Below are 13,530 nucleotides of genomic sequence, written 5' to 3'. Positions count from 1 at the left end.
CTACAGAGGGTCAGCAGATTAGGTCACTCAGTTACGGACGTCGACCCTTTCGGCGCGGCGGAAAGAAGCAGATCGGTGAGCAAGAGCTCGTCAGCGCTGCCCAGAACGAGGTCGGCCTCCGCCACCGCGGCGGCTGTGACGAAGGGATTGGGTACGGCGACCGCGTACATGTCGGCCGCCTGTGCTGCAGCCACGCCGTGGGCAGTGTCCTCGACGGCGATCGCCGATGAGCCGGGTACGCCGAGACGCTGCAGGGCGAGCTCGTAGATCGCCGGATCGGGTTTGTGTGTCTCCACCTCGTCGCCGGTGACGATGTGGTCGAACAGGTCGATCGCACCGACTCGTTCCAGGTGGCCGACCACCCACTCGCGTGGCGAGCTGCTGGCGATCGCCACCCGAAGCCCTAGCTCCCGTGCTCCCGCGATCCAGGCCCGGATCCCCGGTCGGAAGTCGAGTTCGGCGTGCAGCAGCTCTCGGTGCGCGATGCGGCGGGCGTGGCTCTCGGCCAGGTCGAAGCCCGGGCCGACGGCCGCGGCGAGTGTGGCGTACCGGTCGTCGGTGACGTTGCCTCCGTGGCCCGGCCAGAAGCCGTCCAGCTCGAGTTCCAGACCGTGGTGCGCCCATTCGGCCTGCCAGCTCTCGACCATCGTCGTCTCGGTGTCCATCAGCAGGCCGTCGAAATCGAAGACGATCGACTGCACTTCCACCGGCACGAGTCGGGTTGCGAGGCGATGGATCTGGAGCGCGCTCAACCCCAGCCAGGACAGGTACGCACGCACACCGCCGAGGTCGTCCAGGTGCTCGAGCGACCCGAGGATCGTCTCCGGAAGGGTCCGGGTGAACTCCGGTCCGTCCTGGATCCCGAGGTGCACCTCGCTGATCGCGTAGTCCGCCGCGATCTGTTCCCGCGGTACGCCGGCCAGGTCGAGCAGCACCGCGATGGTCAGACCGGTCCGGTCCTTGCCCGCCTTGCAGTGCACCACGACCGGCCGGTCCGCCGGCGCGTCCGCGATCGCGCTGAAGACGCGGCCGATATGGGTCGCGTTGCGCGTGAGGCTGTTGCGGTAGACATCGACCAGCCGCGGCTCCGCATCCGCGTCACGCAGCAGCTCGGCCTCCGGGTCGATCCACGGGATCCTCTGGTACGCCGATGTGCCCTCGAGCGGATGGGGTTGCTGCATCTCCCAGTCGGACCGCAGATCAAGAACGAGTCCCGCGTCGAGCGCCTCGAAATCCGCCAGGTCCGCAGCGTCGAGAGCATCGCTGCGTACGACGGCCCGCGGCCGGGTCTGGACGCCGTACCGCGTCGGAAGTCCGCCAACGTCACGCGCATTCGGGCTCCACATACCTGTCAGCTTAGAACAACACCTCCCAACGACTCGAAATCGTGCCAGGATCCGTCGAAAGCCTTGTGGAGCAAGGCGGAATCCGTGCCGACCGCGAAGACGTCGATGCGGCCCGGGCCCCAGGAGACGACCGAGCCGGCCGGGCGTGGGCGGACGGCCGCGGGCTCCAGCCAGCCGGCCAGGGCGGCGATGTTCATCCGCAGGATCTCTGTGGCGAACGACCAGTCGATGAAGTTCAGCGTGTCGTTGGCGGAGTGGATGTGACCGTTCGCGCTGTCCGCGCCCTCGATCGTCAGCACCGCGGGCATCCCGGCGTCGATGAACGGGACATGGTCGCTGGCGAAGGGGTTGAGCGAGGTCTCCACCTTCAACCCCGTGTACGTCGCGGCCGCGGTCGCCAGCGCACTGATCTGAGCTGCCGATACCTGTGCGCCCTCGAGGAGAACGGTCGGTATAGCGCTGTTCTTGGTCGCGATCATGTCCATGTTCAGTACGGCGCGGACGCGGGAGCGCTCGGCCGGCGGCAGCGTCGCGACGTACTGCTTGCTGCCGAACAGGCCCTCCTCCTCGCCGCCGAACAGGATCAGGCGAATGTCGTGTTTCCACGATCGGATTGCCAACAATCGACCGAGCTCCAACACCCCGGCCGAGCCACTGCCGTTGTCGTCGGCCCCCGGTGCCGCTGCGGCCGGGCCGCCCGCCAGGTTGATCGAGTCCAGGTGGGCGGTGACGATCACCAGTCCACGGCTGGATCCGATACCGGCCCGGTCGCCGATCAGGTTTGCGGAGTGGCCGGCGCCGACGGTGACCGGCGTCCGGGACGTTTGGTAGCCGAGGGCAACCATCCGGTCGTCGGCGAAGTCCATCGCCTGCCTGAACGTCGGACTCAGCGAGTGCCTGGTCGGCAGGCTCGCCAGCCAGGTCAGGTCGCTCTGGTACGACGTCGTGGACACGTCGGCGACGAGTTGCGCGACGGCCGGGTCAGCGCGCGCCGGTACGACGGGAGGGGTGTCGAAAACCGTCGTACCGGCTCGCAGGGGCTCGATCCGCCAGCAGTGGTTGGACCGTCGACGGGGCTTGTCGGCGGCCGAGATCACCAGATGCCGGCCGTGATCGAGCAGGGGAGTGACGTCGGGGTAGTCGTCCTGGAAGCTGCGGCCCACCTGGGTGACGAGCAGCAGTCCGGGAGCGGTTCGGGAGGCCCGGCCGAGGCGTTGGTCGGCCGGGACCCAGAGGAGCGTCCGCTCCCCGAACCGCGCCGACTGCGCGCCGTCAGCGGCATCCGCAGTCGGTACGACCAGATAGCGCACAGGTCCTGCAGTCAGGTTTGCCATGCGATCTCCAGCCGGTCAGGAGTGACAGAAACGATGCGCCCGGGGACACCGGACAGGCGGCCGGCGGTGTCCCAGCGGCCGGGTGGGCCGGGGGACGGGGCGTCGCCGCGGCCGATCATCAGGGGAACGAACGTTCCGTCCGCGCGGAACTCCACCCCCCGCCGGCCGCGGGCCGGCGGGAAGGCGTAGTCGTCGCGGCGGTAGACGCTGATCCCGTCGTGGTCCTCCTCGGCGGAATGCGTCCAGTGCCCGATCGGTGGAGTGGTCAGATCCCCACCCCCTGCTGGATCGTGGCGGGCGAATCGGGCACCGTCACCCTGAAGTCGCTGATGACGCCGCCGAGTGGCTCGTACCCGTTCCAGGCCGTGCCGTCCCACCACTTGTGATAGAGCTGCTTGTCGGTTCCGGTGACGAACACGTCCAGCCGGTTCGTGTCCCACGAGACCACGCGCGGCTCGTCGGTGCAGATCCCGCCCAAGGACTCGTACCCGGTGAGCGACGGTCCCCACGCGGACCCGTCCCACCACTTGTGGTAGAGCGCCGAGTCCGTTCCGAGGACGAACACGTCCAGCCGGTCCGGGCCCCACGAGACCACGGTCGGCGCCGTCGTACACACGCCGCCCATGTACTCCCAGTCCGACCACGCCGAGCCGTCGTACCACTTGTGATACAGCGCCGAGTCGGTGCCGATGACGAACATGTCGAGACGGTTCTCGCCCCAGGCCACGACGCGCGGCGGCGAAGCGCAGACGCCACCGAGGTACTCGTATCCGTTCCAGGCCGTGCCGTCCCACCACTTGTGGTAGACCGCGTTGTCCGTGCCGAGCACGAACGCGTCGAGCCGATCGGGGCCCCAGGCAACGACTTCCGGCGGGCTCATGCAGATCCCGCCGAGGTACTCGTACCCGTTCCAGACCGTGCCGTCCCACCACTTGTGGTACAGCGCCCGGTCGGTGCCGAGGACGAACGTGTCGAGCCGGTTCGGGCCCCAGGTCGCCAGCCGCGGCGGGCTCATACAGACGCCGCCGAGGTACTCGTACCCGTTCCAGGCCGTGCCGTCCCACCACTTGTGGTACAGCGCGTGATCGGTGCCGAGGACGAACGCGTCCAGCCTGTTCGGCGCCCAGGACGCGACTTCAGGAGCGCTCATACAGATACCACCCTGGTACTCGTAACCTGCGACGGACGGTCCCCAGGCCGATCCGTCCCACCACTTGTGATACATCGCCAGGTCGGTGCCGAGCACGAACGCGTCCAGCCGGTTCGAGCCCCACGCCACGACCGATCCGGCGGGTTCCGGCGTACCCGTGCCGCCGAAATCCGGCAGATCCTTGCGCACGGTGTCCAGACACGCCTGCATCCGCGTCACCTGGTCGGTGGTGAACATGACCATGCCGCGGTCGTCGGTGTAGTCCATGTAGTCGTAGAACAGGTCGCCGTTCGGCCCGTTGCTGCACGTCACGTGCGGGAACGTCGGTACGCCGAAGTTCGGGCCGGCCGCGTTCGGGGTGTCGGCGCACTCGTCGCTGCCGCTGCAGCCGCTGCCGTCGTCGCCCCAGATGTGGAGCAGGTTCAGGTAGTGCCCGACCTCGTGGGTCGTGGTCCGGCCGAGGTCGAACGGCGCCGCCGCCGTACCGTTCGTGCCGAATCCGCTGTGCAGGATGACCACGCCGTCGGTGTTCGCCGGGCCGCCGGGGAACTGCGCGTACCCGAGCAGGCCGCCGCCGAGCTGGCACACCCAGATGTTCAGGTAGTGGGCGGTGTCCCACGGGTCGATCCCGCCGGTCGCCGACGACTTCACCTTGTCGTCGGTGCCGAAGCCCGCCGTACTCGTCTGGGTCCGGGTGACGCCGGTCGTCGGGTTCCCGTTCGGGTCCTCGGTGGCCAGGAAGAACTCGATCCGGGTGTCCGCGATCAGGCCGCTGAACACGCCCGGAACGATGCTGGTGTCCGGGTTGGTGGCGCGGAAGTCGCGGTTCAGTACGTCGATCTGGCTGTCGATCTGGGCCTGTGAGATGTTCTGCGCGTTGGTGTTCCAGACGACGTGGACGACACAGGGGATACGGGCGATCCCGGTGAACCGTTGCTGCGCGGCGACGTAGCTCATCGTCGCGGTCTCGAGTGCCGATCGCGCGGCGGCGTACGCCGGTGAGGTCGACAGCAGTCGCCGGTGCACGTCCATCACGCCGCACTGGCGACGGGTCGGGAACTCCGTCCGTCCGCCGTCGATCGCGCCGCTCATACCGGCACCACCGGCCTGGCCGCCACCCGACATCCCGGCACCGCCCGGCACTCCGCCGCCGGTCATTCCCGCGCCGCCCGGCGATCCGCCACCGCCCATGTCAGCGGCCGGCGATCCACCTCCGCTCATGTTCGTCGTACTGCTGGAAGCCGGCGCGCCGGTCATCCCGGCTGTCGGCATGCCGTCCGCCGTGGGCTGGTCGCTCTTGGCGTGCCCGTTCGGCTCGGTCGCTTGGGCCTCGCCCGGCATCCGGTAGTCGTCCCGGTGCTTGTCCGCCCGCCCGTTGGCCTTCCTCGGCATCTCTCCCCCTTCTGCGGGGGCGCACGAGCAGGCCGGCGTACGCCGAACCGAAGAGTCCACCCCCAGCGCGCCCTCGATCGAAGACGGTCCTGCCGTCTTCCCCCACCGAACAGTCGGCCCCCAAGTCGCTGCTCTTGTTTTACGATCCGCTCATCACCGCCCGTGCACAACCCTTCGCGCACCGGCAGTCAACTTCGAGCGATCCGCTGTGGTGGTTGACGAATTTCAAGAGCTTGGAGGGGGACCGGCTGCGACGGCCGATGGGCCGGGTGCGACGCTGTGGTCGTGATCGGTTCTCGGAAGCTGGCCGTGTGGCTGGTGCTGACGGTGGTTCTGCTGTCCTGGGTGTTCCGGGACGCGATCGAACACCGCGGTCGGGTCCATGCGGTCGGCACCAAGGTGGTTGTCTGTGCCGGCGAGCATCCGCACGACGGACGGGCGCAGGTGCTGGATCACCTGGCCGACTGCGCCTACCGCGCGATGCGCAAGCTGTAGCTAGATCGTTCGCTCCCACATCGTGCGTTGGGCGACCGGGCGGAAGCCGAGCTTGGTGTTGACGGCGATCATCGGCGCGTTCTCCGGGGCGTTCCAGGTGTGGAGTACGGCGGGGAGAGCGACGCCGGCCTGGAGAGCGCGGAGGTTGGGGCCTTTCACCGCGATACCGAGACGGTTGCCGCGGTGCGTACGACGTACATAGGTGTCGTACTGGTTGAGCCGGTCCGGGGTTTCCGGCGTACCGCCCATCTGTGTGTACGCCGCCAGCTCGCCGGAGGCGGTGTGTACGGCGACCGTGGTGTACGTGAACCGGCCCTGGGCGACTCGGCGGTCCTCGGCGTCACGGACGAGTTCGGGCGTCCAGCGAACCGCCTCGGAGGTGCGATCGCCGGTCGGCACGTCCTCGCTCATCCCGCTCAGCAACTCCACGAACTGCTCGAGCCACTCGTCCGGCGCGTGCTCCCGCCACTGGACGATCTCGTACCCGTCGACCGGCTGCTCCACGATGTCGGTCATCGGCAGCTCGGCGACCTGGTGCAGCTCGGCATGCTTCTTCACGAACCCCCGCGCCGCCGCGAACGCCGTACCCGGGCTTTCGCCGGTCACCGGATCACCGGCCATGTTCATCCCCGACACGATCCGCCGGCCGTCGGCCCGAGCGCGTTCGATCGCCGCGTCGAGCAGCTTCGTCGCAACCCCACGCCGCCGGTACGCCGGAGCGACCGCGAGCTCCACGTCCACGGTGTCGGTGTTCCCCACCAACCACCAGTCGAGCCAAGCGATACCCAACCAGGTATCGCCATCCACCAGCCCAAGCCCGTCCGCCCGAACCTCAGCATGCTCCCGAGCCATCATCACCCGAGCCTCTTCCACCCCCATCCCTGCAGGAAACTCCAGCTCCTCCCGCCGGACCCCGAACTTCACCCCATAAAACCGCCGAAAAACCTCGGAATCCCGCCCGTCCACCCTGATGATCTCCACCCACCGACCCTATGGCGCGCCCATCCGCAACCGCCCGCGAATTACCACCGACCGCACCGTCCACGACGTGTCGCCGGACACGGCCGGCTCGCGATGGTTCAACACCCGCACCGAAGACGAGACCCAGGTGAGCTCCGTCGTACAGGCTGTCCTGGCGTTTGATCTAACTGGGAATGGGCGGTTGGGAGTAGGGACAGACAATTGCCTGTCCCCAGTGACCGGGGGGTGTGCTGAGTCAGTGGTGGGGGCGGAGGGCTCGGTTGGCGGCGGGTTCGGCTATTTGGGTGCGGAACTCGTTGGCGGGGTAGACGCCGAGGATGCGGACCTCTACCGAGAAGAAGGCGAGTTCCTCGAGGGCCAGCGCTACGTTCGGGTCCTCGGGGTGGCCTTCGATGTCGGCGTAGAACTGGGTGGCGAAGAACATGCCGCCCAACTGGTACGACTCGAGCTTGGTCATGTTGACGCTGTTGGTCGCGAAGCCGCCGAGGGCCTTGTACAGCGCGGCGGACACGTTCCGCACGCGATACACGAACGACGTGATGACCGGCCCGGACCCGACCGGCGGGACCTCGGGCTCGCGGGACAGGACCAGGAAGCGGGTCGTGTTGTGGTGCTCGTCCTCGACGTCGGACGCCAGCGTCTCGAGCCCGTACAGCCCGGCCGCGGCCCGCGGGGACAGGGACGCGACGGTCGGATCACCCAGCTCCGACACCTCTCGCGCCGCACCAGCGGTGTCATCGGCAACGACCGTCGACCACCCGTGCTCACGGATGATCTTCCGGCACTGCCCGAGCGCGTGCACGTGGCTCCGAACCGTACGGATCTGCGAGAGCGACGTACCGGGAACGCCCAGCAACTGGAAGTGGATCGGCAGGAAGTACTCACCGACGATGTGCAGCCCGGACTCCGGCAGCAGGTGGTGGATGTCCGCGACCCGGCCGGCGATTGAGTTGTCCACCGGAATCATCGCGAGTCCGGCACGTCCGCTGCTGACCGCCTCGAGCGCGTCCTCGAACGTCGTGCAGGGCAACTGCTCGCGGTCCGGGAACATGTCGGTGCACGCCATCGCCGAGTTGGCGCCTGGCTCACCCTGGTAAGCGATCGGTCCGTCCACGATCTACCAGCCTAGACCCCGACCATCTCACGACCCGGATCAGGTGTCCGACTTGCGGACCTTTTCCGGCGTCCCGGTCACCGCCCGGCCCTCGAGCGCCTTCGCCTTGGTGGCGTACATGTCGAGGTACTCCTGCCCGGACAGCTCCATGATCTTGTACATGATCTCGTCGGTGACCGCCCGCAGGATCAGCCGGTCGCTCTCCATGCCCTCGTACCGGGAGAAGTCCAGCGGCTCACCGAACTTCACCGTCGGCGAGGCGAACGACGCGACGATCTTCCCGGGCGGGGCGACCACGTCGGTCCCGATCACGCCGCACGGGATCACCGGCACCTTGGCCTCGAGCGCCAGCCGCGCGACGCCGGTCCGGCCCTTGTACAGCCGCCCGTCGTGCGAGCGGGTGCCCTCCGGGTAGATCCCGAACAGCTCGCCGCGCTCCAGCACCTTCATCCCGGCCCGCATCGCGCCCTCGGACGCCGACCCGCCGGAGCGGTCGATCGGCACCTGGCCGGTGCCCTTGAAGAACCCGCGCTGGAACCGGCCCTTGATGCCCGCCCCGGTGAAGTAGTCGGACTTCGCCACGAACGTGACGCGCCGCCGCAGCACCAGCGGCATGAAGATCCAGTCGGAGTACGAGAGGTGGTTGCTGGCGATGATCGCGGCGCCGGTCTCCGGGATGTTCTCGGCGCCGACCACGTTCGGGCGGAAGATCCGCCGCACCGGCGGTCCGACGACCACGTTCTTCAGCACCCAGTAGATGCCCTTGCCGTCGCCGTCGCCGGCATCCACGACCGCAGGGTCCGGCTCGCGCCGCGGCGACTGTGCCGGTTCCGTCATCGGGTCATCCTTCCTTAAAGTCACGCAGCCTCACGTTCCCCGACCCCTCATGATGCCGCACGATCGCCCACTTGGCCCGTACGTCGCCACGCGGGAACTCCTCACACTCCGCCGCCGGCCTTCGTAAGCTGCTGACGGCACCGTCGCCCAGGTGGGGGAGAGAACCATGCGCATGAAGCTCCTGATCGCAGTCCTAGCACTGCTAGCCGGGGTTCTGGTGACCCTGCCCGCGAGAGCAGCCGCCCCGGACGCGACCGTCGTACCGATCCAGGTCACCGGCCCGGCGGCGTCGCGGTTCAACCTGGTGGTGATGGGCGACGGCTACACGGCGGCCGAGCTGCCGAAGTTCCGCGAGCAGCTCGACAAGCACCTGAACATCCTCTGGAGCATCGAGCCGTTCAAGTCGTACCGGAACTACGTCAACGTGTACGCCGTCGAGATCGCGTCCCCCGAGTCCGGCGTCGACTGCGATCCAGGTCTGACCGACCCGAAGCGCGACACCCCGCTGCAGATGGGCTTCTGGGGTGGCTGCAACCCGGGCAGCGTCCAGCGCCTGCTGACGGTCAGCCAGGCCGCCGCGACGCAATACGCCGACCTCGTCCCGGGGACCACGAGCGCCAACCGGCAGATCCTTGCTATCGGCAACAGCGACACGTACGGCGGTGCGGGCGGAACGTACGCCACGGCGTCCGGGGGCAACGCGCTCTCCGCCCTGATCACGCCGCACGAGCTCGGGCACTCGCTCGGTGGGCTGCAGGACGAGTACGACTACTACGCCCGCGGCGAGCGCGGTGCGCCGTACGTAGGTCCTGAGCCGACCTCGATCCACCACACGTTGCTGACCGAGCAGCAAATGCTGGAGCAGCACAAGAAGTGGTGGCGCTGGCTGGGGGAGAAGTCCGAGTCCGGCGGCACGATCGGCCGCTACGAGGGCGGCATGTACGCCGGTTCGGGCGTCTGGCGGCCCAGTGCGCACTCGATGATGAAGGCCCTCGGCTACTACTTCGACCAGCCGTCGCGCGAGCGGATGACCCAACGCCTGTCCGCCAAGACGAACCTGTTCCAGGACAGCACCCCGGCCGGCCCAGTCGCGGCTGACCAGGTCGTTTGGCTGCAGACCCTGCACCCGGTCGACCACGAGCTCGACGTCACCTGGACCCTCGACGGTACGGCGCTGCCGACCGCGAACGCCCGTACCGTCGACCTGTCCACGCTCGACCTCGCGCCCGGGCCGCACACGCTCACCGCGAAGATTGTCGACAACACAGCGTTCATCCGCGATCCCGCCATCCGGCCGACGGCAATCCGATTGTGGACAATCCAACCGTCTGCCATCGCACCGCAGCCGACGGCGCCGGCCTTCACCGGATCCACCTCGGCCGAGCAGCCGGTGAGCGCCGACGAGGTCGTGTACGCCGAGACCGCGCAGTCCGTCGGCGCGATCGTGTGGAAAGTCGACGGTCGGATTGTCGACAACCCAGGCAACGATCGCGACCTCGCGCTCGCACCGCTGAAGCTGACCGGGCGGCATACGCTGACGGCACAGACCGGCTCCGAGACGCTCACGTGGACGGTCGACGGTGTACAGCCGGTCGTCACGTCGACGCTGTCGAAACCGCTGCTCACAGTGCAGAAACCGAGTGGGCCGGAGTACATCTACAACGACGCGTTCACGATGGGCCTGGCCGCGACGGACGACAGCGCGGGGTACGTCGTACCGGAGTTCCGCGTCGACGGGGACGGTTGGTACAACTACTACGGCTGGCCGACCGACGCGTCCGCACCGTTCCGGTTCACCGCCGAGGGGACCGCGATCGACCAGCTCGTGTACGGAAAGCTCGGCGTACCGCGGATCGTCCCGTGGGACGACGTACCGCCTGGGTACGGGCGTCATCAGGTCGAGTACCGCGCCATCGATGCCACCGGCAACATCGGCGACCCGCGCCGGTTCGCCGTCACGCTCCTGCATCCGGCACCGGCCTGTACGACGACACTCACCGGGACGCACGACCGACCGCTGTACCTCAGCAAAGGCGTCACCTGCCTGACCAACGCGACCGTCAACGGCGCCGTACTGGTCGCCGCCGGCGCATCCCTTGTCGCCATCGACTCGCGCGTCAACGGCCCTGTCCGTGCCGATCAGGCGGCAGACCTGCACCTGCTGAGTTCCACGATCGGCGGACCGGTCAGCGCGAGCGGCGTCACCCGCAGCCTGGTCGCGGTCGGTAGCACCGTTCAGGGACCGGTGTCCGTCACGAACAGCCGCACGACCGACCCGGTCACGCTCGCCGGGAACACTGTGAACGGCCCGCTCACCTGCTCGGCCAACACCCTGGCGCCGACCAACCTGCAGGCGCCGAACCAGGTCTCCGGGCCGCGTTCCGGGCAGTGCGCGAAGCTCTGAGCCGGGCGGACATGCAGGTGAGTTTCGCCGACATGTTCCCGGCCCCCGGGATCTTCTAACTTTCTCGGTGCGGGGAGTTCCCGCCGTACTGGAGGAGTGAGATGAACGGACTGCGGGTGGCCTCGTTGATGGCGGCCACGATGACGACGGGCCTGGTGGCCGGCGTGTACGGGATCTACGCGAACGCGTTCATGCCCGGCCTCGCGAAGACCGACGACAAGACCTTCGTCGGGGCGTTCACGGCCGTCGACCGGGCGATCGTGAACCCGCTGTTCCTAGGCCTCGGATTCGTCGGCGCACTGCTCTTCACCGGGCTCGCCGGCCTGCTCAGCCTGAAGGAGAAGGCGCTGCCGTGGATCGCGGTCGCGTTCGTGCTGTACCTGGTCACGATGATCCTGACGATGGCGGTGAACGTGCCGCTGAACGACGCACTGAAAGCGGCCGGCGACCCGGCGACGATCGACGTCGCGGCCGCCCGCGCGGCGTTCGACGAGGCGAAATGGGTGGCCTTCAACCTGGCCCGGACCCTGCTCGCGCTGGTCTCGTTCGGCCTCCTCGGCTGGGCCCTCTACCTGACCGGAAAGTCTGCGGCCCAGCCCTGAGCTTCAGTCCGCTCTCCCGTCCGGATGCGTCAGTGGCGCCCCCCGCCGTCGTACCGCCTCCCCGCCTCCCCGCCTCCCGTCGTACCGCCCGGGCTACCTTGGCGACGGGTTATCCCTTCTCGTTGGGGGTTCTCTACTGGTCTGCGACGGGAGAACCCTGCACGCGAGGGGATAACCGGCTCTCCTGTCCGACGTGTGGGCGGCGAACAACCCGATTCCGGATCGCGCCACAGGCAATGGTGAGTGAGCACCTGGCATTACCCGTCCCCCGTCACCGTTGCCTGTCCCCGGTCACCACTGCCTGTCCCCACTCACCATTGCCTGTCCCCGGTCACCGCCATCGGCCCGGCGGGTGGTCACCACCGGGATGGATCGGGTCCGGCGACTCCTCTCCTCGTGCGAAGGGCTGTCCAGGTGCCGGTGTGCGTCGTACCGCTGGTACTGAGGTGCGGTGAGCGCCAGGCACAACGAGTCGTGGGTTTCGGCGGTGCCCCCGACAGTGGGCTGCGTCGTCGGCCCGCGTGAGCTGTCTTGTCGGGAAAGAAACCGTCGCTATGTGCAACTTTGTTTCCCCGCTCTTCGGGCTTCCCCGGACCGGGCAGCAACGCGACATCACACCTCCCCACCCCGCCAACTCTCGGGGACCAGAGCTCCCCAAACCGGTTTGGGGACGATCACCTCCCGTTTCGGGGGTGTGGGGCTCCCCAGTCGCGGACGAAATGGTCCCCGAACTGGTTTGGGGAGCGAGGGCAGCCACCGGGGTTTGCCGGGGGGCGGGCCAGTTCGACAGGTAGAGCACCGGCGAGACGCCGTACACGAGGCAGCGATCACGCTCAGGTGCACTGCCCAGCCAGTCCACACGGCCTGTCGAGAATGCAGACCCAGTTGCCCGCGCCGGCACACCAAACCACTCACACATCAGTCACAAGTGCCGGATAACTCCAGCTCGTCCGACGCGCTCCACAAGGTGCAGGCACGGTACGCCCCGTCGGAGTGATCGGGTTCTGAGAGACTGTCCGCGTGCCACCAGTTCAAGCTCCGCCGTCGCAGCAGCTCCCCGCGGTCCAGAAGCTGCGGGTGAGGTTCGCCAAGCGCGGGCGGCTGCGATTCACCTCACACCGCGACTTCCAGCGGGCGTTCGAGCGCGCCGTACGCCGCGCCGAGCTCCCGGTGGCGTTCTCGCACGGTTTCAGCCCGCACCCGAAGATCTCGTACGCCGGTGCCGCGCCGACCGGAGCCGCCTCGGAGGCGGAGTATCTGGAGATATCGCTCACACACGAGCGGGACGCCGACCAGGTTCGGGCCGCCCTCGACGAGGCGCTGCCGCCAGGGCTGGACGTCCTCGAGGTGGTCGTCGCGGGGCCGGGTGCGCTGGCCGAGCGGCTGGAGGCCAGTGAGTGGCAGATCGCGCTGCCTGGAGCGGATCCGGAGGCGGCCGCCGTGGCGGTGCGGACGTTCCTCGAACAGGACGAAATTCTGGTCGAGCGCATGACCAAACGGGGACTTCGCTCGTTCGACTGTCGGGCTGCTGTTCTCCGACTCACCGTCGCGAGTGAACCGGGGCCGGTTGCGGCGTGTGCGATACTGCAAGTGGTGTTACGGCACGGAACCCCGGCCGTGAGACCCGACGACGTTCTCGCCGGCGTGCTCGAGGTAGCGACGCTCCCGGTGACGGGCCCGGCTCTTTTGACCAGGCTCGCCCAGGGCCCGCTCACCACGGACACCGGCACGGTGGAAGATCCGCTCGCTCGTGACCGCGACGCCAACCAGGCGACCGCGACCGGCCAGGCAGATCCCCGCCAGACGCACACAGCGGAGGGCGACGCCGCCGCTCCCTCTGTGCCCTGAGCGCGGGCGGAGCGGATCCAGCAGGCT

The 13,530-nt window shown here is 68.4% G+C and carries 10 protein-coding genes; 4 read left to right on the top strand and 6 right to left on the bottom strand.

What is annotated here, in order from left to right; genetic code table 11:
• Nucleotides 1–23: 23 nt before the first annotated feature.
• The 3 genes from EV649_RS05410 to EV649_RS05400 form a co-directional block, all read right to left on the bottom strand.
• Nucleotides 24–1,346, bottom strand: a complete 1,323-nt coding sequence (locus tag EV649_RS05410) for an HAD-IA family hydrolase (RefSeq protein WP_130381094.1) — start codon at nucleotides 1,344–1,346, stop codon at nucleotides 24–26.
• Nucleotides 1,347–1,351: 5 nt separating this feature from the next.
• Nucleotides 1,352–2,680 carry a M28 family metallopeptidase gene (locus tag EV649_RS05405; RefSeq protein ID WP_130381092.1) on the bottom strand — a complete coding sequence of 443 codons (1,329 nt, stop codon included), beginning with the start codon at nucleotides 2,678–2,680 and terminating at the stop codon, nucleotides 1,352–1,354.
• 265 nt (nucleotides 2,681–2,945) lie between these two features.
• Nucleotides 2,946–5,222 (bottom strand): M43 family zinc metalloprotease, encoded by a 2,277-nt coding sequence (locus EV649_RS05400; protein ID WP_241997723.1) that lies wholly within the window; start codon nucleotides 5,220–5,222, stop codon nucleotides 2,946–2,948.
• A gap of 285 nt (nucleotides 5,223–5,507) precedes the next feature.
• Between EV649_RS05400 and EV649_RS05395 the strand changes: the two genes are divergently transcribed.
• Entirely contained in the window at nucleotides 5,508–5,717 is a 210-nt protein-coding gene (locus EV649_RS05395; RefSeq protein ID WP_130381090.1) for a hypothetical protein, read from the top strand.
• Here EV649_RS05395 and EV649_RS05390 read toward each other — a convergent pair whose 3' ends face one another.
• The 3 genes from EV649_RS05390 to EV649_RS05380 form a co-directional block, all read right to left on the bottom strand.
• On the bottom strand, nucleotides 5,718–6,596 hold the full coding sequence (locus tag EV649_RS05390; protein ID WP_241997722.1) for a GNAT family N-acetyltransferase: 879 nt from the start codon (nucleotides 6,594–6,596) through the stop codon (nucleotides 5,718–5,720).
• Nucleotides 6,597–6,933: 337 nt separating this feature from the next.
• Nucleotides 6,934–7,812, bottom strand: coding sequence for a prephenate dehydratase (locus tag EV649_RS05385; RefSeq protein WP_130381088.1), 879 nt, complete (start codon nucleotides 7,810–7,812; stop codon nucleotides 6,934–6,936).
• Between the two features lie 39 nt (nucleotides 7,813–7,851).
• A complete protein-coding gene (locus EV649_RS05380; protein ID WP_130381086.1) occupies nucleotides 7,852–8,649 on the bottom strand; it encodes a lysophospholipid acyltransferase family protein in 798 nt (265 codons plus the stop codon).
• Nucleotides 8,650–8,815: 166 nt separating this feature from the next.
• Here EV649_RS05380 and EV649_RS05375 point away from each other — a divergent pair, with 166 nt between their 5' ends.
• The 3 genes from EV649_RS05375 to EV649_RS05365 all read left to right on the top strand — a co-directional run bounded on the left by EV649_RS05375 (nucleotide 8,816) and on the right by EV649_RS05365 (nucleotide 13,503).
• Nucleotides 8,816–11,053 (top strand): M64 family metallopeptidase, encoded by a 2,238-nt coding sequence (locus EV649_RS05375; RefSeq protein WP_130381084.1) that lies wholly within the window; start codon nucleotides 8,816–8,818, stop codon nucleotides 11,051–11,053.
• A gap of 101 nt (nucleotides 11,054–11,154) precedes the next feature.
• Nucleotides 11,155–11,655, top strand: a complete 501-nt coding sequence (locus tag EV649_RS05370; protein ID WP_130381082.1) for an anthrone oxygenase family protein — start codon at nucleotides 11,155–11,157, stop codon at nucleotides 11,653–11,655.
• Between the two features lie 1,020 nt (nucleotides 11,656–12,675).
• Entirely contained in the window at nucleotides 12,676–13,503 is an 828-nt protein-coding gene (locus tag EV649_RS05365) for a TIGR03936 family radical SAM-associated protein (RefSeq protein ID WP_130381080.1), read from the top strand.
• Nucleotides 13,504–13,530: the final 27 nt, after the last annotated feature.

The sequence above is a fragment of the Kribbella sp. VKM Ac-2569 genome (assembly GCF_004216905.1).
In the GTDB taxonomy this organism is placed as follows: domain Bacteria; phylum Actinomycetota; class Actinomycetes; order Propionibacteriales; family Kribbellaceae; genus Kribbella.
The sequence above is the reverse complement of the archived record's forward strand: the minus strand, read 5'-3'. Positions and strand labels throughout refer to the sequence as shown.

What these genes read in the sequence shown, in the direction of transcription:
- EV649_RS05390 (WP_241997722.1), bottom strand. Translation starts at nt 6,596, where the DNA reads ATGGGGGTGGAAGAGGCTCGGGTGATGATGGCTCGGGAGCATGCTGAG.
- EV649_RS05370 (WP_130381082.1), top strand. Translation starts at nt 11,155, where the DNA reads ATGAACGGACTGCGGGTGGCCTCGTTGATGGCGGCCACGATGACGACG.
- EV649_RS05405 (WP_130381092.1), bottom strand. Translation starts at nt 2,680, where the DNA reads ATGGCAAACCTGACTGCAGGACCTGTGCGCTATCTGGTCGTACCGACT.
- EV649_RS05400 (WP_241997723.1), bottom strand. Translation starts at nt 5,222, where the DNA reads ATGCCGAGGAAGGCCAACGGGCGGGCGGACAAGCACCGGGACGACTAC.
- EV649_RS05410 (WP_130381094.1), bottom strand. Translation starts at nt 1,346, where the DNA reads ATGTGGAGCCCGAATGCGCGTGACGTTGGCGGACTTCCGACGCGGTAC.
- EV649_RS05380 (WP_130381086.1), bottom strand. Translation starts at nt 8,649, where the DNA reads ATGACGGAACCGGCACAGTCGCCGCGGCGCGAGCCGGACCCTGCGGTC.
- EV649_RS05375 (WP_130381084.1), top strand. Translation starts at nt 8,816, where the DNA reads ATGCGCATGAAGCTCCTGATCGCAGTCCTAGCACTGCTAGCCGGGGTT.